16 protein-coding genes and 1 pseudogene are annotated in these 18,501 nt (G+C 72.3%); 3 read left to right on the forward strand and 14 right to left on the reverse strand.

The window, feature by feature from the left end; translation table 11 throughout:
- Nucleotides 1–55: 55 nt before the first annotated feature.
- The 3 genes from U5640_RS38955 to U5640_RS38965 all read right to left on the reverse strand — a co-directional run bounded on the left by U5640_RS38955 (nucleotide 56) and on the right by U5640_RS38965 (nucleotide 3,062).
- A complete protein-coding gene (locus tag U5640_RS38955) occupies nucleotides 56–667 on the reverse strand; it encodes a hypothetical protein (protein WP_340383913.1) in 612 nt (203 codons plus the stop codon).
- Nucleotides 664–2,124: a HAMP domain-containing sensor histidine kinase gene (locus U5640_RS38960; RefSeq protein ID WP_340383915.1), complete on the reverse strand. Its 1,461-nt coding sequence runs from the start codon at nucleotides 2,122–2,124 to the stop codon at nucleotides 664–666. Before U5640_RS38960 ends, U5640_RS38955 begins: the two co-directional genes overlap by 4 nt.
- A gap of 242 nt (nucleotides 2,125–2,366) precedes the next feature.
- The gene (locus U5640_RS38965; protein WP_340383917.1) at nucleotides 2,367–3,062 is read right to left on the reverse strand and encodes a response regulator transcription factor; all 696 of its coding nucleotides are present in this window, start codon (nucleotides 3,060–3,062) and stop codon (nucleotides 2,367–2,369) included.
- Between the two features lie 224 nt (nucleotides 3,063–3,286).
- On the opposite strand from U5640_RS38965, the gene U5640_RS38970 reads away from it, so the two are divergent.
- A complete protein-coding gene (locus U5640_RS38970; RefSeq protein WP_340385597.1) occupies nucleotides 3,287–4,255 on the forward strand; it encodes a DUF3152 domain-containing protein in 969 nt (322 codons plus the stop codon).
- Nucleotides 4,256–4,715: 460 nt separating this feature from the next.
- Here U5640_RS38970 and U5640_RS38975 read toward each other — a convergent pair whose 3' ends face one another.
- Nucleotides 4,716–5,639 carry a LysR family transcriptional regulator gene (locus U5640_RS38975; RefSeq protein ID WP_340383919.1) on the reverse strand — a complete coding sequence of 308 codons (924 nt, stop codon included), beginning with the start codon at nucleotides 5,637–5,639 and terminating at the stop codon, nucleotides 4,716–4,718.
- A gap of 80 nt (nucleotides 5,640–5,719) precedes the next feature.
- Here U5640_RS38975 and U5640_RS38980 point away from each other — a divergent pair, with 80 nt between their 5' ends.
- Entirely contained in the window at nucleotides 5,720–6,676 is a 957-nt protein-coding gene (locus U5640_RS38980; RefSeq protein WP_340383920.1) for a DMT family transporter, read from the forward strand.
- 63 nt (nucleotides 6,677–6,739) lie between these two features.
- Here the strand turns inward: U5640_RS38980 and U5640_RS38985 are convergent, their stop codons facing one another.
- The 9 genes from U5640_RS38985 to U5640_RS39025 form a co-directional block, all read right to left on the reverse strand.
- On the reverse strand, nucleotides 6,740–7,771 hold the full coding sequence (locus U5640_RS38985) for an aldo/keto reductase (RefSeq protein ID WP_340383921.1): 1,032 nt from the start codon (nucleotides 7,769–7,771) through the stop codon (nucleotides 6,740–6,742).
- An 80-nt stretch (nucleotides 7,772–7,851) separates the two neighbouring features.
- On the reverse strand, nucleotides 7,852–8,613 hold the full coding sequence (locus U5640_RS38990; protein ID WP_340383922.1) for an SDR family oxidoreductase: 762 nt from the start codon (nucleotides 8,611–8,613) through the stop codon (nucleotides 7,852–7,854).
- The gene (locus U5640_RS38995) at nucleotides 8,610–9,653 is read right to left on the reverse strand and encodes an alcohol dehydrogenase catalytic domain-containing protein (protein WP_340383923.1); all 1,044 of its coding nucleotides are present in this window, start codon (nucleotides 9,651–9,653) and stop codon (nucleotides 8,610–8,612) included. Before U5640_RS38995 ends, U5640_RS38990 begins: the two co-directional genes overlap by 4 nt.
- Nucleotides 9,654–9,757: 104 nt before the next feature.
- On the reverse strand, nucleotides 9,758–10,663 hold the full coding sequence (locus U5640_RS39000; protein ID WP_340383924.1) for an amidohydrolase family protein: 906 nt from the start codon (nucleotides 10,661–10,663) through the stop codon (nucleotides 9,758–9,760).
- A 31-nt stretch (nucleotides 10,664–10,694) separates the two neighbouring features.
- Nucleotides 10,695–11,042 (reverse strand): L-rhamnose mutarotase, encoded by a 348-nt coding sequence (locus tag U5640_RS39005; RefSeq protein ID WP_340383925.1) that lies wholly within the window; start codon nucleotides 11,040–11,042, stop codon nucleotides 10,695–10,697.
- Entirely contained in the window at nucleotides 11,039–13,045 is a 2,007-nt protein-coding gene (locus U5640_RS39010) for a hypothetical protein (RefSeq protein WP_340383927.1), read from the reverse strand. Before U5640_RS39010 ends, U5640_RS39005 begins: the two co-directional genes overlap by 4 nt.
- Before the next feature lie 7 nt (nucleotides 13,046–13,052).
- Nucleotides 13,053–13,892, reverse strand: coding sequence for a carbohydrate ABC transporter permease (locus tag U5640_RS39015; protein ID WP_340385599.1), 840 nt, complete (start codon nucleotides 13,890–13,892; stop codon nucleotides 13,053–13,055).
- A 118-nt stretch (nucleotides 13,893–14,010) separates the two neighbouring features.
- Nucleotides 14,011–14,925: a sugar ABC transporter permease gene (locus tag U5640_RS39020; protein WP_340383929.1), complete on the reverse strand. Its 915-nt coding sequence runs from the start codon at nucleotides 14,923–14,925 to the stop codon at nucleotides 14,011–14,013.
- Nucleotides 14,922–16,283, reverse strand: coding sequence for an ABC transporter substrate-binding protein (locus U5640_RS39025; RefSeq protein ID WP_340383931.1), 1,362 nt, complete (start codon nucleotides 16,281–16,283; stop codon nucleotides 14,922–14,924). The genes U5640_RS39020 and U5640_RS39025 overlap by 4 nt, the downstream gene beginning before the upstream one ends.
- 304 nt (nucleotides 16,284–16,587) lie before the next feature.
- Here U5640_RS39025 and U5640_RS39030 point away from each other — a divergent pair, with 304 nt between their 5' ends.
- Entirely contained in the window at nucleotides 16,588–17,349 is a 762-nt protein-coding gene (locus U5640_RS39030; RefSeq protein WP_340383933.1) for an FCD domain-containing protein, read from the forward strand.
- An 85-nt stretch (nucleotides 17,350–17,434) separates the two neighbouring features.
- Here the strand turns inward: U5640_RS39030 and U5640_RS39035 are convergent.
- A pseudogene (locus U5640_RS39035) lies at nucleotides 17,435–18,499 on the reverse strand (arabinofuranosidase catalytic domain-containing protein); the annotation flags it as partial.
- Nucleotides 18,500–18,501 lie beyond the last annotated feature (2 nt).

The raw sequence follows: 18,501 nt of genomic DNA on the forward strand, positions 1-18,501 counted from the left end.
CCCGAGGCCCGTTCCCGGCCCCCGGGGGAATCGTCGTCATCGTGCCGGGGCCGGCCTACGGATCGGGGCAGTCCTCGTCGGTGCCCTCGGCGTGCCGCCCTCCGGCGGTGGTCACGGTCACCGTCACGGGCTGCGTGTCCCGCAGGACGAGGCGGCGGGCCCGGCCCGCCGTGCAGATCAGCTGCCGCTGCGCCAGGGGGGAGAGTTCCGTCGACACGCCCTTCGGCAGGACGACCGAGACCCTGCTGCCGTCCGTCGTGGCCCGTACGGGCTCCTTGGCCGACTCGGACGCCGAGGGGACCGGCGTGGCGGCCCGCTCGCCCGCCTCGGCGAGGTCGTCCCGGGTCTGCGAGGAGTCGTCGGTCGGGAGGAAGGAGTCCGGCCCCGACGACCAGGCCACCTGCGTGGTCACCCCGCGGGACCGTTCCACCACGTCCGGGCCCTCCAGCATCTGCTCGACGGCCACCGCGGCGTCCCCGGCCTCCGGGACCGCACGGCGCACGGCGAACAGCGCGCCGTCCCGGACGAAGTACAGCGGCGTCGTCGCGGTGATGCCGCTCGCCGGACCGCCCGCCTCGACCACGCCCGTCTCGGGGATGCCGCAGGAGCAGAGCGCGAGCGCCGCGCCGACGATCAGCAGCGCCGTACGGCCGGCACGTCCCGTCACTGGTTCTCCCACGCCGACTCGTCCCGCCGCAGCGGGAGTTCCACCGTGAAGACGGCACCGCCGCCCGGACGGTTGGCCGCGCGGACGGTACCGCCGTGCATGCGTACGTTCTCCTCGGTGATCGCCAGGCCCAGCCCGCTGCCCTCGGTGCGGGTGCGTGCCGTGTCGGACTTGTAGAAGCGGTCGAAGACGTACGGCAGCACGTCCTCGGGGATGCCCGGCCCGCTGTCGGCCACCTCCAGGACCGCGTGCCGCAGGGTGGCGTGCGGCCCGCCCTCCGACAGCGTCAGCCGAACCGGACGGCCGCCGTGCCGCAGGGCGTTGCCGACCAGGTTGGCCACCACCACGTCCAGCCGGCGCGGATCGACCCGGCCGCGCAGTTCGTCCGGTCCCGGCAGCCGGGTCTCGACCGCGTCCGACCAGCCCCGGGAGGCGAGGGTGCGCCGGACCGACTCGGCGAGGTCGACCTCGTCCAGGTGCAGGACCGCCGCCCCCGCGTCGAAGCGGGAGATCTCCATCAGGTCCTCCACCAGCCGGGCCAGCTTCACGGTCTCCTCGCTGATCAGCCGTACCGCGGTCGCCGTGTCCGGATCGAGGTGGGCGGCCTCCTCGTCCAGCACGTCGGTGACCGCCGACATCGCGGCCAGCGGGGTGCGCAGCTCGTGCGAGACGTCCGAGGCGAAACGACGGGCCCGCGCCTCCATGCCGCGCAGTTCGGCGACGGACTGCTCCAGCGCCGCCGCGGTCTCGTTGAACGTGTGGGACAGATCGGCGAGTTCGTCGGAGCCGTTGACGTCCAGCCGGGTGTCGAGCCGGCCCTCGGCGATGCTGCGGGTCGCCCGGCGCAGCGCCCGCACCGGCCGCAGCACACCGCGTGCCGCGAACAGGGCGAAGAGCACGGCGACGCCGAGCGCCGACGCGGTCGCCCGCTCGATGGCCGTGACCAGCGCGTCGACGGACCGCTGTTCGTCGGTCTGGGGCACGGTCAGGAAGACCCGGATACCGGTCGGTGTCAAAGCCCCTTCGGCGGAGGCGAAGACGACCGACATGCCCACGACGAGGGAGGTGCGTCCCCCGCTGCGCACCCGCTGGAACACCGTGGCCATGCTGGAGCCGACGGCCTCGCGCACGGCGGGTGTCACCTCGTCGAAGCGGTAGCCGGGCAGGGAGGGCGCGCTCAGTCCCTCGTAGGTGACGAGGACGCGCCAGGTGCCGGAGGGTTCGGCGAGTGCCACGTTGCCCGCGAACTGCCGGAGCATGTCCTCGGTCGGCGGGTAGGCGACGCCGGTGGAGAGCCGGCTGACCTGGGTGCGCAGCTGCCGGATGACGGTGTCCTGGCTCTGCTGGAGCACCCCGTTGCGCGCCTCGCGGAAGGTCAGCGCACCGGTCGTGGTGGTGGCCAGGGCGGCGACCAGCCCGAACGCGACGACCAGCCGGACCCGCAGCCCGCGCAGCACCACCCGGGACGGCGCGCGTGACCCTTTGACCGGCGTGCTCGCCTCGTGCCGCGGAGCGGCCGGTCGCGGCTCGGGAGCGGGCGCGCCCCCGGTTCCGGTTCCCCTCCGTCGGATCCTCGCCCCCACCGAGCCTCTCCCCGAGCTCCTCCTGGAGCTTTTCGCCGTGCCATGCGCCGTGCCATGCGCCGTGCCATGCGCCGCGTCATGCGCCGCGTCCTGCACCGTGTCGTTCACCGCGCGTCTCACCGCGCCGCGAACCGGTAGCCGAAGCCGCGGACCGTCTGGATGTAGCGCGGTTCGCGCGGCGGGTCGCCCATCTTGGCGCGCAGCCGTTTGACGCAGGCGTCCACCAGCCGGGCGTCGCCGTGGTAGCTGTGCTCCCAGACCGCCTCCAGCAACTGCTGCCGGCTGAACACCTGGCCCGGGGAGGCGGACAGGGTCAGCAGCAGCCGCAGTTCGGAGGGGGCGAGCTGGACCGGGGCGCCCCGCACGGTGACGGTCAGTCCGGCCCGGTCGACGGCCAGCTCCCCGTAGGTGTCGATCTTCGGCAGACCGCCGTCGCCCGGGGCCGCTCCGCCCGCCCGGCGCAGCACGGCCCGGATGCGTGCGTCCAGCACCCTGGCCTGCACCGGCTTGACGACGTAGTCGTCCGCGCCCGCTTCCAGACCGACAACGATGTCCACGTCATCACCCCGTGCGGTCGCCATGATGATCGGCAGGGTCTGGTCGACGGCGCGGACGGCACGGCACACGTCCAGGCCGCTCATCCCGGGCAGCATCAGATCGAGGACGACGACGGCGGGCCGGAAGGACCGCAGCCGGTCCATGCCCTCCTCCCCGGTCGGGACGGCGGCGACCTCATGGTTCTGGCGGCGCAGCCCCAGCGCGACCCCTTCGCGCACGGCGGGGTCGTCTTCGATCAGCAGAACACGTGGCATGGGCTCAGTATCCGGACCGCCGGACCCCGCGCGGGGCACTGTTACCGGATGATCACATAGACCGGATGATCACCCGTTACGATTCCGTTATTGTCTGACCCGGACCTGAACACATCAACTTCACAGTCTGGCTGACCATGAGCGAGCACAAAGCACAGTCCTCCACCGCCGGCCGTCGCCGCGGTCCCGCGCACGCCGCGGGGCGGCGCCGCGGGAAGGGCCCGCTGTGGGGCGGGCTCGCCGCGACGGCCGCCCTCGGGGTCGCCGGCTTCGCCGCCGTGGGCTGGGCGCTGCCGGCCGGCAAGGACGTGCTGGCGGGGGTGGGAAGCGCCGGTCGCGCCGAGCCCGGAGCCGCGGAGCCGGGCGCCGCGGAATCCGGCGCGTCTGGGGCCGGTGCATCCGCGGCCGGCGCCTCCGGGGCGGGGGCCGTCGGGTCCGGCGCCGTCGGGTCGGGTACCCGCGGCTCGGGTGCCGGTGGGGCGGACACCTCCGAGCCCGGGGCCTCCGACTCGGCCGGGACGGCTCCCGGCCGTACCGCCCCGAGCCCCGGCGCGTCCGCCTCCGGCTCGTCCGGTGCGGCCCCCGGGAGCCCCTCGCCGAGCCCCACCGGGACCACCGTCCCCATCCCGGCCACCGGCCCCGGAACCTTCGTCACCGCCGCCGGCGGCAGCGACCCGGTCGGCAAGGGGAAGAAGCCCCTCCGCTACCGGGTCGAGGTCGAGACGGGGCTGCGGCTCTCCACCGCGGACGTGGCGCGGCAGGTGGACGCCGTCCTGGCCGACCCGCGCGGCTGGACCGCCGACGGCGCCGTCGCGTTCCAGCGGGTTTCCGGCAAGAGCGCCGACTTCGTCGTCAGGGTGGCCACCCCGGGCACCGTCGACAAGGTCTGTCTGGGGGGCGGGCTGGACACCCACGGCGACTTCAACTGCAACGTCTTCGACAAGGTCATGGTCAACCTGGAGCGCTGGGAACTGGCGACCCCCGTCTACGCCCGGGACGTCCCCTCCTACCGGGCGCTGATCATCAACCACGAGGTCGGCCACTACCTCGGCCACAACCACGTCGGCTGCCCCGGCGCGGGGAAGCCCGCGCCCGCGATGATGCAGCAGATCAAGGGCATGAACGGCTGCGTCCCCAATGTGTGGCCCTACGGCGACGACGGCAGGCAGATCACCGGCCCCGCCGTGCCCTGACGGGCGGGCACACGGGAGGGTGGTTCAGGTGGACGCTTCGGGCGGGCGGCGGCCCACGATGGCGGACGTCGCCGCGAAGGCGTGGGTCTCGCGGGCGCTGGTCTCGCTCGTGTTCCGCAACCAGCGGGCGCGAGCGAGGAGACCCGGGAGCGGGGTGCTGAAGGTCGCCGACGAGATCGCTACCGGCCCGACAGCGCGGCCCGCTGCTCGCGCGCGGCCGCAGCCGCCACCCTCGGCGTGATGTTCACCTTCGTGCACTCCGCCGAGGGCGAGGGCGTACGGCAGGCCATGGACCACGCCGCCGGACACGACCTTGAGACGACGTACGAACCCTGACGCCTCTCGCCGACGCGGCCCCTGACGCGGGTCGCCGACACCGCACGCCCCGTCAGCGGGTGCCGTCCGCCGCGAACTTCGCCGCCGCTGTGCCGGTGGCTGGTGGTCCCGGAGGGGCTCGGGCTCAGATCCCGGGGGCCGGATCGCCGCCTTGGTCCCGTACCGCCTCCGCCGCTCGGCGCAGTGCGGCGAGAACCGTGCGCACGGCTCTGCGGGCCGCGCGCTCGGGGCGGTGCAGTACGTCGATGTGGCGGGCGGCGCGGATACCGCTGAGCGGGCGCAGGACCACCGCCGGGTGCGGGCGGGAGGTCCAGCGCGGCATCAGGGCGACGCCGCCGCCCGCGGCCACCACCTCCGCCACCACCGCGATCTCGTTGATGCGATGGACGATCTCCACCCTGCGGCCGGCCGCGGCGGAGACGGCCTCGACGGTGGCCATCAGCGGAAAGCCGTCGTGCACGGTGATCCAGGGCTGGTCGGCGACCTCCTGGGGCGTCAGCACCGGTTTCGCGGCCAGCGGATGGTCGGCGGGCAGGGCGATGTCCAGGGGTTCCCGCAGCAGCGGGGTGGCCGTCGCGGTCGGCGGCCAGGGCGGCGCGTGATCGAGCCGGTGGGCGAGGACGAGGTCGTAGTGGCGGGTCAGCGGCGGGAAGTCGTCCTGCGCCACATCCGCGTCGTGCAGGCGGACGCGCGGCGACCCCGGTGTGCCGAGGCCGCGCAGCAGGAGCGGGAAGAAGGCGGCGGCCCCGCTGTGGAATGCCGCCACCGACACCGCGCCGTCGGGCCGCTCCACGAACTCGTCCACGGCGTGGCGCGCCCGGGCCAGCGCCGTCTCCACCCCGATCGCCGCGTCGGCCAGCGCCTGACCGGCGGCCGTGAGGACCAGCCGGCGGCCGTCCCGCTCGGTGAGCGGCACCGGGATCGACCGCTGGAGCAGCCGCAGCTGCTGCGAGATCGCCGACGGCGTCACCCGCATCGCCTCGGCGGCCGCGGTGACGCTGCCCAGCTCGCCCAGTTCCCGCAGCACCCGCAGCTGCCTCTCGTCCATGCCGTGAGTGTAGCCTCGCTTAAACATCGTTTGAGCAACTCGTCGTTTACTTCAACATGCAGGTCCGTCAGGGTGGCGTCATGCCAGCCACCCGCCGCACCGATGCGGTGCTGCTGGCCGTCGCCGTCGTCTGGGGTTCCAGCTATCTCTCGGCGAAGACGGCCACGGCCACCACCCCGGTGCTCCTCGTCCTCTTCCTGCGCTACGCCCTCTCCGCCGCCGCCTGCGTCGCCGTGGTCATCGCCCTGCGCGCGAGGTCCGGCCCGCTGACCAGGGACGAGGCGGCGCGCGGCGCCCTGCTCGGGGTCACCCAGGCCGCCGTCCTCGTCGTGGAGACGTACGGCGTCACCCGCACGAGCGCCGCCAACGCGGGCCTGATCATCAGCCTCACCCTCGTCCTCACCCCGGTGCTGGACCGCGCCGGACGCCCCGGCGGACCGCCGCCGGCGTTCTTCCTCGCGGCCGGCGTCTGTGTCGCGGGCGTGGGGCTGCTCGTCTCGGGCACCGGTCTGCGCACCCCCGGCGCCGGGGATCTGCTGATGCTCGCGGCGGCGGTGGTCCGGGCGGGCCACGTGGTGCTCGTCGGACGGCTCACCGCGGGCCGGGCGATACGACCCCTGCACCTGACGACCGTGCAGGTGGTCGTCGGCACGGTCCTGTTCCTGCCCTTCGCCGCGACCGGGCTGCCGCAAGTGGCCCGCATCGACGCCGTCACCTGGGCCCAGCTCGCCTATCTGGCCCTGTTCTGCGGTCTGTTCGCCTTCCTGGCGCAGACCTGGGCCGTGCAGCGCACCTCGGCGACCCGCGCGAGTCTGCTGCTGGGCACCGAGCCGGTGTGGGCCCTGCTGGTCGGCATCGCCTTCGGCGGCGAACACCTCACCGCGCTCTCCGCCCTCGGAGCCGCGCTGATCGTCAGCGGCACGTACTGGGGCCAGGCCGTCGAACGCCGCACACGCGAGCCGGGCCCCACCGTCCCCCCGGGGACGGAGGACCGGGCAGCTGTGCTGCCCGGCCCCGCGCCCATCAGTCGACGCTGACGGTGGGACCGGTGGCGAACGTCGTCGTACCGGAGGGGGCCAGCCACAGTACGGGGCTGAGGATCACTCGGTGCTTTGGCTCGGAGGGGTGCGAGGCGAGCGGTCGCCGTGGCGTGCGGTGGGCACGTCGGCCCTGATCAGGCCCTGCGCACGCAGCTCGTCCCAGAGGCCGTCGGGGACCCCTCGGGCGTGCAGCTCGACGTTGCGCCGGACCTGTTCCGCGGTGCGCATGCCGAGGGTGACGTTGACGACCGCGGGGTGTGTGCGGGGGAAGCCGATGGCGGCGGCGGGCAGGGTGGTGCCGTACCGCTCGCAGACCTCGGCGATGGCCAGGGCCCGCTGCACCAGCTCCGTCGGCGCGTCCCGGTAGTCGTACTTCATGCCCTCGGCGGGCCGGTCCTCGGAGAGCAGGCCGGAGTTGAAGACGCCGACCGCGACGACGCTCTTGCCGTGGGCCTGCGCCGCGGGCAGGACGTCGTCGAGGGCGGACTGGTCGAGCAGGGTGTAGCGGCCGGCCAGCATCACCACGTCGGCGGCACTCTCGCGCAGGAAGCGGGCGAGCATGGCGGACTGGTTCATACCGGCGCCGATCGCTCCGATCACGCCCTGGTCGCGCAGTTCCGCGAGGGCGGGCATGGCCTCGTCGGCGGCCTGGCGCCAGTGGTCGTCGGGGTCGTGGAGGTAGACCACGTCGAGGCGGTCCAGGCCGGTGCGCTCGAGCGTCTCCTCCAGGGAGCGCAGCACGCCGTCCCGGCTGAAGTCCCAGTGCCGGCGCAGGTCGTCCCTGACGACGAACCCCTGGTCGTCGACGCCCCGAGGGTGTTCGTTGGGGACGAGCAGGCGGCCCGCCTTGGAGGAGACCACGTACTCCGCGCGGGGCCGGTCGCGCAGGGCGGCGCCGAGCCGGCGTTCGGAGAGGCCGAGGCCGTAGTGCGGCGCGGTGTCGAAATAGCGGATGCCGGCGTCCCAGGCGGTGTCGACGGCGGCCGCCGCGGCCTCGGGGGCGGTCACCCGGTACAGGTTGCCGATCACCGACGCGCCGAAGCCGAGTTCGGTGACCTCGACGGGGGTGCGAGGGATCTGGTGGCGGCGCATATGAGGCTCCTGACAGGGGCGTTCGGCGGACCGGGCCGCCGGGGCGCGCTTCGTGCGGAAGGTACCGGAGGGGCCGGCGGTCACCGGCCGAGCCATCCGCCGTCCACGGGGAGGACGGTGCCGTGGACGTAGGCGGCCGCGTCCGAGGCCAGGAACACGGTGGCGCCCGCGAGGTCGTCGGCGCCGCCCCAGCGCGCGGCCGGGATGCGGTCCAGGATCGCCCTGCTGCGCACCGGGTCGTCCTGGAGGGCCTGGGTGTTGTCGGTGGCGATGTAGCCCGGCGCGATGGCGTTGACGTTGACGCCGTGCGGGGCCCACTCGTTGGCCAGCGCCTTGGTGAGACCGGCGACGCCGTGCTTGGCGGCGGTGTAGCCGGGGACGGTGATGCCGCCCTGGAAGCTGAGGAGGGAGGCGGTGAAGATGATCTTCCCCCGGCCGCGTGCCGTCATCGACGCGCCGACCGCACGGGCCAGCGCGAACTGGGCGCTCAGATTCACCTGCAGGACCACGTCCCAGTCCGCGTCGGGGTGTTCCGCCGCGGGTGCGCGCCGGATGGTGCCCGCGTTGTTGACCAGGATGTCCACGGGACGTTCCCGGCCCGCGAGGTCCGCGCCCAGGGCCCGGACGGCCTCGGGGTCGGCGAAGTCGGCGCGGATCGCCTCGAAGGTGCGGCCGGTGGCGGTGACGTCCTTCTCCACCGCGCTGCCGGACTCCTCCAGCGAGGCGCTCACCCCGATGACGTCCGCCCCGGCCCCGGCGAGCGCGCGCGCCATGGCCCGGCCGATCCCGCGTCGCGCGCCGGTGACGACGGCGAGCCGTCCGGTGAGGTCGAAGGCGTTCATACGGCGGCCTCCTGGGCCTCGCCCGCGCAGTCCACCAGGATCTTCATCACGTCACCGCCGCCCTCCAGCGCCTCGAAGGCTGCCGGTGCCTCGGTGAGCGGCACGATTTTGCTGATCAGCCGGTCGGCGGGAACGGTGCCGTCGGCCACCAGGGCCACCGCCTTCTCGAAGTCGCGGCGCTCGTACAACCGGGCACCGACGAGGGTGAGTTCGCGCCAGAAGAAGCGGTGCAGGTTCACCTCGCGGGGGCGGGAGTGGATGGCCACCAGACACAGCCGGCCGCGCACGCCGAGCACGTCGACCGCGGTGTCCACGCCGCCCGCGGCGCCGGACACCTCGAAGGCGACGTCCGCTCCCGCGTCGCCGGTCCACTCCGCGACCAGGGTGGGTATGTCCGCTGACGCCGGGTCCCAGGTGGTCAGTCCCTGTTCCTCGGCGAGCAGCCGGCGGTGGGTGTTCAGCTCGACCACCCGGACGTCCGCGCCCGCGGCCCGGGCCACCAGGGCGATCAGGACGCCGACCGGGCCGCCGCCGACCACGACGACCCGCTCGCCCTCGCGCACCCCGGCCCGGCCCACGTCGTGCACCGCGACCGCGGTGGGTTCGACGAGGGCTGCCCGGTGCAGGGGGAGGGAGTCGGGCAGCCGTACCAGAGTCGAGGCGGGCACGGTCCAGCGCTGCTGCATCGCGCCGGGTGAGTCGATGCCGAGGAAGTCCAGGTGCCGGCAGATGTGCTGGTGGCCGTTGCGGCAGGCCGGGCAGGTGCCGTCCCAGCGCAGCGGCATCACGGTGACCGCGTCGCCGGGCGCCCAGCCCGCCACGCCCGGGCCCACCCGGACGACACGGCCGGCCGTCTCGTGCCCGAGGACGGCCGGTGCGGTGACCCGGGCGTCCATGTCGCCGTGGAAGATGTGCAGGTCGGTACCGCAGATACCGACGTAGGCGGGGGCCAGCTCCACCTCGCCGGGACCCGGTGGTGTGCTGGGGACCGGAGCGGTGTCGAGGGTGCGGGCGGACAGGTAGCGGGTGGCGAGGGTCACGGGGTGGGGTCCCTTCGGCGCGGACCGGATCGGGCGCATGCCGGGCCTCGGCATGCGCGGCGGTGTGTCGGCGCGGGTTCGGCGCGTTGTGCGGGGTGGCGTGGTCAGGACGTTCGGGCCGCTGCGTCGGCCTGCCCGGCGACGGGGGCGAGGCCGTAGAACGCGGTGGCGGTGCCGGAGAGGAGCGCGTGGACATCGCTCTCGCTCCAGCCGGTGAGCAGTTCGTCCACGGCGGCGGCCCACCGGTTCCAGCCGCCCGCCAGCTCGGCGACCGGCCAGTCCGAGCCGAACATCAGCCGCTCGGGACCGAAGGCGGAGACCAGCACGTCCCAGACGGGCCGGAGGTCGGCGGTGGTCCAGCGGGTGTGGTCGGCTTCGGTGATCAGCCCCGAGACCTTGCAGACCACGTGCGGATGTACGGCCAGCCGCCGGATCCGGTCCTCCCAACCCTCGATGTCCTGCCGGGCGATGTCCGGCTTGCCCGCGTGGTCGAGCACCTGCGGCAGGTCGGGGAAGCGTTCCGCGAGCCGGATCGCCTGGTCGAGCTGGTGGTCGCGGACGAGTACGTCGTAACGCAGTCCGCGGTCCCGGGCCGCTCTCAACCCACGTTCCACATCGGGGCGTTGCAGCCAGTTCGGATCCGTCTCGCTCTGGACGAGATGCCGCAGGGAGCGCAGGTACCCGCCGCCCGGCCCGGCGAGCAGCGCGTCGAGCACGTCACCGATCGCCGGGGACGTCAGGTCGGCCCAGCCGACCACGGCCTGGATCAGCGGCTCCCGCTCGGCGAGCGCGAGCAGGTCCTCGGTCTCGGCGACCTCGGCCACGCACTGGACGACCACCGTGCCGTGCAGCCGCCGGCCCGCGATGCGGTGGGTGGCGGTGGAGCGCAGGTCGTCGGGGGTGAAGGTGCGGCGGATGGACGCCACTTCGGGAGCGTCGAGCCAGGGTTGCGGTCGCTGGGAGAGGTCCCACAGGTGGTGGTGGGCGTCGACGAGCACGGGTGCGTTCACGAGGTGATCCAAGTCGGTCGGGCGGGCCGGGTCAGGCGGTGGCGTCGTCGCCGGGCGGGCTCAGATGCCAGATCTCGGAGAGCTCGCTCCACTGGCGGCCCTCGCCCCGGTCGGGCCAGGGTTCCTGGCACGGGTCGGTGAGTTTCCACCAGCGCCGGGTCTCGGGGTCGGCCTCGATGGACGCCATGTCGGCCTCGAAGTCCTCGCCGTGGTACTCCAAGTAGGCGAACAGCACGTCACCGTGGAGGAAGATGCTGTAGTTGCGGATGTTCGCCCGGTGCAGGGCGGCTTCGACGCCGGGCCACACGGCCGAGTGGAGCCGGAGGTACTCCTCGCGGTGTTCGGGGCGGAGCCTGATGGTCTGGGCGATGCGCTTCATGCCGATTCCCCTGTCGTGTCATGCGAGTGGGACGCGTCGAACGGTGTCCGGTAGCTGGGAGTCCGGGTGCGCAGCCCCAGCCGCAGGGTGAGCCGGACGCGCGTGGAGGCGGGCAGCTGGACCGTCAGATACGGCCCGTCACAAGCGACTTCCGCCTCGGAGACCTCCGGCTCGGTGTGGCCGTAGTCGTACATGTCCCCGATCCAGCCGTCGTCCGCGCAGGTCGTGTACCGGACGCCGGTGATGGTGTGCTCGGCGAACGCGCCCGCCTGGACGACGACCGTGCGGTCGGTGCCGGGCGAGAGGTTGACCAGTTCGACGGTGGTCGCGTCGGGGTCGATGGAGGTCACCAGCGCAGCGACGTCCGCCGGCAGACCGGCCCGACGGGCGTCGGCGTCGTGGTAGCGCAGCCGCGCCTGCTGCAGGCCGCCCTGGTACAGCACCTGCGGGCCGCCCCAGGTCAGCTGCACCAGGGCCTCGGTGGCAACCGGGTTGCACTGCTGCCACACATGGATGTCGGCCTCGGGCACGTCCAGGTCGCGGTAGCGCTCGACGCGCCGCAGCCGGTGGCGGATCTGGGCCTGGGCGGCCGCGAGGATCCGCTCCGGGTAGCCGGGGTCGTCACCGGCGAGGAAGGCGAACCACGCCTTCTCGTGACCGGACTCCTCCTTGGCGCGGAACGGGCGCACGGTGCGCCAGTCGATGCCCTCGGCCGCGCGCAGCCGCTCCAGCCGGGCGCGGTCGGCCTCCGAGGAGGTGTGGTGCCACAGGGCCACCGGCACGGGAGGCGTGGCCGGGTTGTAGTCGAACCAGCCCGAGTCGTTGTGCCGGAACGGCAGGTGGAGGGTGGGCGTGTGCCGGTCCGGGCCGAGCTCCGCGACCCACTTGGAAGGCAGGCTGGAGTCCGCCTCCGTGTGGGGCATGACCTTGCCGCGGTCGATGAGGGCGTCGAGCGAGGTCGAGACCAGGGAGAGGTGGTCGTCGTCCCCGGTGACCGTCGCCGCCGCGATGGCCGCCACGCAGGCCGCGTGACCGACGCTGTGCCAGCCGTGCGGCCAGGACCAGCCGTAGTGGCCGCCGTACCAGCGCCCTTCCAGCAGGCTGCCGACGACTCCGTCCGGGCCGACGTTGTCCGGGATCAGGCCGCCGTTTTCGCGGGTGCGCTCGCGCCAGGCGCCCACGTACGAGACGATCCAGTCGCGGTAGCGCTCCTCGCCGGACAGGATCCAGGCGTTGAGGACCAGTCCGGCCGCGGCGAGGTTGAGCGCGGTGTCACCGACACCCATCCGGTCCCGCATCTCGTCGCCCAGCCGCGGGTCCGCCGACAGAGGGAAGGGGCCGTCCGCGGCCTCGGGGAGCCAGTCGAGGGGGAATCCGTAGGTCTCCGCCTCCTTCGGCAGCCAGGGGTACACGTCGCCGTCGAAGAGGCCGGTGCGCTCGGGGTCGCTGCCGTTGTGCGGGCGGGTGATGATGCGGTGCTCGGGGTCGTAGTTGCCCTTGGCGGGGTCGACGTACAACTCGGCGAAGCGCAGGGCGCGCTCACGCCAGCGGTCGGGGGCGGCCATGCACAGGAAGTAGAGCAGCAGCAGGCTCTCGCCCTGGTGGAACCAGTCGTAGCCACGCTCGAACTCGTCGCGCAGCATGTCCAGTTCGGTCAGCTGGCGGGTCACGCCCTCCCAGTGCCTCTCGCTGGCGGGCAGGAGGTCCTCGGCGCCGCCGAGGAGGTACAGCTGGGGCCAGTTGAAGAACACCTCGTAGAAGTCGTCCACGCCGTCGCGGCTGGTCAGCCGGCCGTCGTAGGTGAGCCGTCCGTCGGGGCCGGTGAAGGCGTCCTCGAAGCGCCGCCAGGCGTGGTCGAGCAGGTCGAACAGCGCGCGCTGGGCGACGGCCCAGCCGGGGGGTTCGAGCAGCGGGACCGTGGCCTGGACGTCGGGTACGGGGACGGGCCGGCCGGCCGTCGCGCTGTCGTCGCCGGAGGCGTCGGGGTGAGGGCTGAAGGGCATGAAGCTGTCACTCCTTGGTGGCGCCGGCGAGCATTCCGCTGACCAGGAAGCGCTGGGCGAACAGGAACACGACGAGGACCGGTGTGATGGCGACCAGCGTCGCCAGTGCCAGTTGCGGGCGTTGGATCGCGAGGTCGCCGACGGTCGGGTTGAACGACGGCACATTGCTGAGCAGACTGCCGACACCCACCTGGATCGGCATCTGATCGCTCTCGGGGAGCATCACGTACGGCAGGAAGTAGTTCGTCCAGTTGGCGACGAAGCTGAAGAAGCCGACCAGCGCGATGACGGGGGTCGCCAGCGGCAGGGCCACATGACGGAAGACCCCGAACTCGGAGCAGCCGTCCATCCGCGCCGCGGCCAGGAGGTCCCTGGGCACGGCGGTGGTGAAGTAGATGTACGTCAGGTACACCCCGAACGGGTAGAACGAGTACGGCAGGATGATCGACCACATCGTGCCGATCAGGTGCACCGCGTTGATCTCCAGGAACAGCGGCACCACCAGCGTGGCGTTCGGCATCAGCATCACGACCAGGGTCGCGATCAGCAGCGCGTGCCGGCCGCGGAACTCGGTCATCGCCAGCGCGTAGCCGGCAGGAACGGCCAGGCCGAGCGTGATGACCAGCGAGATGGCGGCGTAGAGGGCGGAGTTGCGCAGCCACATCAGGACGGCGTCGTCCTGGAAGGCGGTGAGCGCCCGCCAGTTGGCCGACAGCGCGTGCCAGGACCCGAAGGACAGCGGGTGGTCGTGGACCAGCTGCTGGTCGGTCTTGGTCGCCGCGAGCAGCAGCCACAGCACCGGCAGCACGAAGAACACCACGAACACGGTGAGCACCGAGCCCGCCATCAGCCGGGACGCCAGGTGCCGCGGTGGCCGCCGGCGCTGCCGCGGATCGCCGTACCGGCTTGCCACGTTCCGCTCCCGTCGCGTGCGCGGAGCGGCGGCAGGAGGGGTGGTCCGTGTGTCAGTCGGCATCGAAGAACCCCGATCGTGCGACGAAGACACCGGCGACCGACAGACTGACGACCAGGAGTTCCACCGAGACCGCGGCGGCGCCGTTGATGTTGTTCATCTGGAAGGCGAAGTCGTACGTCAACTGGTTGAGCGAGTAGTCGCGCCCGGCCACGCCCGTGCTGGCGAGGGAGAGCAGCTGCGGCTCGACGAAGAGCTGCGCGCCGCCTGCGAAGGCCAGGATCACCATGTACACGATCCACTTGCGGAGCAGGGGGATCTGCACCCGCCAGGCGGTCTGCCAGCCGTTCGCGCCGTCGATGCGCGCGGCCTCCATCACGTCCTTGGGGATGTTGTTGAGCGCCCCGTACATGACGACGATCCAGCCGCCCGCGCCGGTCCAGAACGCGATGATCGTGAACAGCAGCGCCAGATTGCCGGGGGCGATGACCTCGCCGAAGGTGTGGAAGCCCAGTGTCTCCAGCAGGGAGCTGACGGGGCTGACGGTGGGGTCGAGCATGAACAGCCACACCAGGACGCTCGCCGCGCCGGCGAGGGCCCCGGGAATGTAGTACAGGAAGCGCAGAGCCTGGCTGACCGGCCCCGAGGACAGCCGGTGCAGGAGCAGTGCCAGGACCACCACGAACACCACGAGCGACAGCAGCCAGAAGACCAGGTACAGGGCGACGTGGCCGAGGGAGTCGACGAAGCGGAAGTCCTGTGCCGTGGTGACGAAGTTGGAGAGGCCGGTGAACGCGCCCCCGGCGTCCGTGAACGCGAAATAGACGGCGTAACAGGTGGGGAGCACGCCGAAGGCGATCAGCAGCAGTACGTAGCCGGCGACGAATGCCACGCCGGCCCGGCTCTGCCGGGAGGTGCCGCGAGGGCGCCCCCGGGCGGAGCCGGCCGAGGAGGTCGTGAGGGTCACGGGGAGACCTTGTATCCGTCGGCCTTGGCGTACTTGACGATCGAGTCCTGCCAGGCGGGCAGCAGCGACTCGATGGTCTTGCCCTGCGTGATGCCGGGCTTGACGGTGGCGGCCCAGATCGCCTCCTGGCTGAACTGGCCCGAGCCCCAGTCGGACCACACCTGCGAGGAGGCGTCCTTGAGGGCCGTGAGGTCGCCGGCGAAGTATCCGGAGGCGGCCTGCGCCTTGAGCCAGTTCTCGGCGGCGGGCGCGTACGCCGGGAAGCCGGGGGCCTTCTCGCCCTGGTAGGCGTTGTCGGTGGTGACCCACTTCAGGAAGTCGGTGGCCGCCTTGATGTGGGTGGAGTGCTGGGACAGCAGCCAGGTGCCGCCGCCGACGTTGCCGGTGGACGGTGCGGTGTCACCCTGCCACTGCGGGATGGGCGCGACCGCTGTCTGCTGGGCCGGGATCTTCAGGCCGTCCTTGAACACCGCGCCTCCGTACCACGCCGGGCCGGGCATCAGCAGGACCTTGTCGGCCTCGTTCTTGGCGAAGTCGGTGCTGAAGACGCCGCTGATCGACATGGACTTGTTCTTGATCAGTACGTCCATCAGCTTGGCCATCTTGGTACAGGCCTCGCTGGTGGTGTCGACCGACACGGCCTTGGGGCCGGTGATGTGGTTGGCGCCGCACTTGCCCGCCCACAGGTAGATCTCGGGGGTGAACGAGTCGCCCGCGTCGCCCACCAGGTAGCCGGGGTGCTCCTTGGCCACCTTCTCACCGAGCGCCTGGTACTCCTCCCAGGTCGTCGGGACCGTGTAGCCGAACTTCTTCAGCAGCGGCGCGTTGTACCAGAGCACCGCCTGGGAGAGGTCGTTGCGCAGGCAGTACAGGGTCCCGTCGACCGTGCAGACGTCGTTGGCCCCCTTGGCGAATCCGCCGAGGGTCGCGTCCGGGATCAGGCCCTTGTTCAGGGGCGCCGCGAAGCCCGCGTCGACGGCCCAGCTCGCCTCGTTGTTCTGCGAGCTGAAGACGACGTCCGGCCAGCCCTTGCCGGTGCGGTTGAACAACTGCACCTTCGTCTGCAGGTAGTTGGACCCGTTGGCGTCACCGTCGTAGCTGACGATGTCCATCTTCACGTCCGGGTGCAGCGCCTGGTACTGCTTCGCGGCGTCCATGCGGGTCGCGTCCACCCAGACGGTCAGCGCCCCGTCCTTCTGCGGCGCCTGGGCGAAACCGTCCTTGTTGGTCTTGCCGGCGGTGCCGCCGCCACAGGCGGTGACCGTGAGCAGCACGGTGGCGGCACAGCCCGCCAGCAACGCGGCGCGTCTCCTGCTGATCCCCGTGTCCCGGTCGGCCGAGGGCTTGTAGACGGACATGAGCGACTCCACTGGGTTTGCGTGAGGCTGACGGCTCTGTCGGTACCGCCGCGGAAGAAATTAGCCGCCATATCGAGTGGCGAGTCAAGGGGTGTGTACGGCTTTTCGAGGGTGCAGCGCGTCTTTTCAGGCGACCGTGTGGGTCATATACCAGGGCAAATGGCTAATAAGTTCACAATCCTCCTGCGTACTCTTCTCGGCGATCTCCAAAAATGAGTACGACTTATTGCTCGACTGGGGTACGATGGGCGCGGCTCCAGGGCCGAACGGTCACCCTCGTCGCAGTCATCCGGAGGCAGCACCCATGAACGACACGCCCGCCGTGGCAGCAGTGGTGAACGGCGCGGACGAGCGGCGCGACTACCGGCCCGGGTACGAGGTCGTGGCGGAGCGGATCCTCGAGTTCATCGCCGAGGCCCGTCTGGTCCCCGGTGACCGGATGCCCACGGAGAACGACCTGGCCCAGCAGCTGGACACCAGCCGAGCGGTGGTCCGGGAAGCCGTGAAGATCCTGTCGGCGCTCGGCCGGGTCCGGGCGCACAAGGGACGGGGACTGTTCGTCGCCGACGACGACGGCATGCTGGTCTCCAGCCGCTGGGGCGGCTTCTTCCGGCCTGTGGACCTCGATCACGTGCTCATGCTGTTCGAGTTCCGCAGGGTCCAGGAGATGGCCGCCGCGAGCTTCGCGGCCACCCGGGCCACGCCCGCCGAACTGCGTACCATCGAGGTCGCCATGCAGCAGTGCCGGCACGGGTACACGCACGGCGAGGTCGACGTCTTCAACCAGGCGGACGACGACTTCCACGCCGCCGTGGCCGCGGCCTCGCACAACACGTTCCTCGGCAGCGCGGTGCGTGACGCCCGGAGGCTGCAGCGCCGGTCCAGCGCGATCGGCATCCACAACACCTTCAACGAGGGCACCGCGGCCGCGGTCGAGGAGCACGAGGCGATCTACCGCGCCATCCGGGACGGCCGACCCGACGAGGCGGCCACGGCCACGGCCGTACACCTCGACCGGACGTTGGAGGACTACCGGCGGGAGATCCAGCGACGCCTCTTCGGCTGACCGCCGCCGCCCGGGGACCACGAGGAACGGGGACCGCGGCTCGCTCCCGAGCGAGCCGCGGTCGCGGGGGTGGGGGCTACCTTCCGTAGCCGGCCGCGGTGATGTTGGCCTGTACGGCGTTCTCGGTCGCGTCGGAGGGGTAGCCGGAGGTCATGACGCCTTCGTAGAAGGTGCCCGCGGCGCCGTGGCTGTTGTCACCGCCGATGCCGAGGATGATCGCGCCCTCCTTCTTCATGGGGTTGTAGCCGGCGACGTTGGGGCGGACGCCGTTGTAGAAGGTGGACAGGGACCCGCTCTGGGCGTTGCCGCCGCGGATGGCCCATTTGTTGGGGCCGCCCTTGACGACGGCGGTCAGGTAGCGGTGGCTGATGGAGGGATCGCCCGGGTTGTATCGCTGGTTGACGCCGGAGAACAGGCCGTTCTCCAGGTCGGCCATGATCCAGGGGCCGTTGCCGCTGCCGTAGCCCCAGACCTTGATGTTGCCGAAGTAGATGGCCTCCATGGTGCCGTTGCCGTTGTCCCGGCTGTTGGTCTCGGCGTTGCCGTAGTCGAAGCAGCAGCCGCCGTTGTAGTGCGTGCCGTCGAGCACGGCGTACATGCCCTCCGCCTGGTCGCCCTTGGCGACGCCGTTGGTGCGGTTGTTGCGGTACCCGGTGCCGGGGGCCACGAAGACGCCGTAGGCCTTGTGGCCGGCGACCGTGATCGGTGCCGCGGTGGCGTTGGCGAGGTTGTCGTAGCCGCCCGCGGCCGGCCCGGAGAAGCCGCCGGGCGGCGCCTGGGTGAGACGGTTGCCCCGCCCCGACTGGTCGTAGACGACCGTGATGAGGCAGGAGGTGCCGGCGCAGAAGGAGTCCTGGGCGGCCGCGTTGGCGACGCCGCCCGCGTTCAGGACCCCGATGTCGCGGGTGGCGTTGTCCGAGGCGCGGCGCACCTGGTACAGCGGGCCGTTGTAGGCCGAGTACAGGGCGCGGGTGGTGCTGTGGGCGGCCACGCAGGGGGTGCCGCCCGCGGCGTAGAGGTCGCAGGGCAGCGATCCGGCGGCGTGGGAGGCCGGGGCGGTGCCGGTGAGGATTCCGGTGGTCAGCGCGGCTGCCGCGCCCGTGGCGAGCAGCGCGTGCCGCACGGAACGGGCCCGTGGTCGAGTGGACATGG

Origin of the sequence: Streptomyces sp. SS7, assembly GCF_037993025.1 — a bacterium.
Classification (GTDB): Bacteria; Actinomycetota; Actinomycetes; order Streptomycetales; family Streptomycetaceae; genus Streptomyces.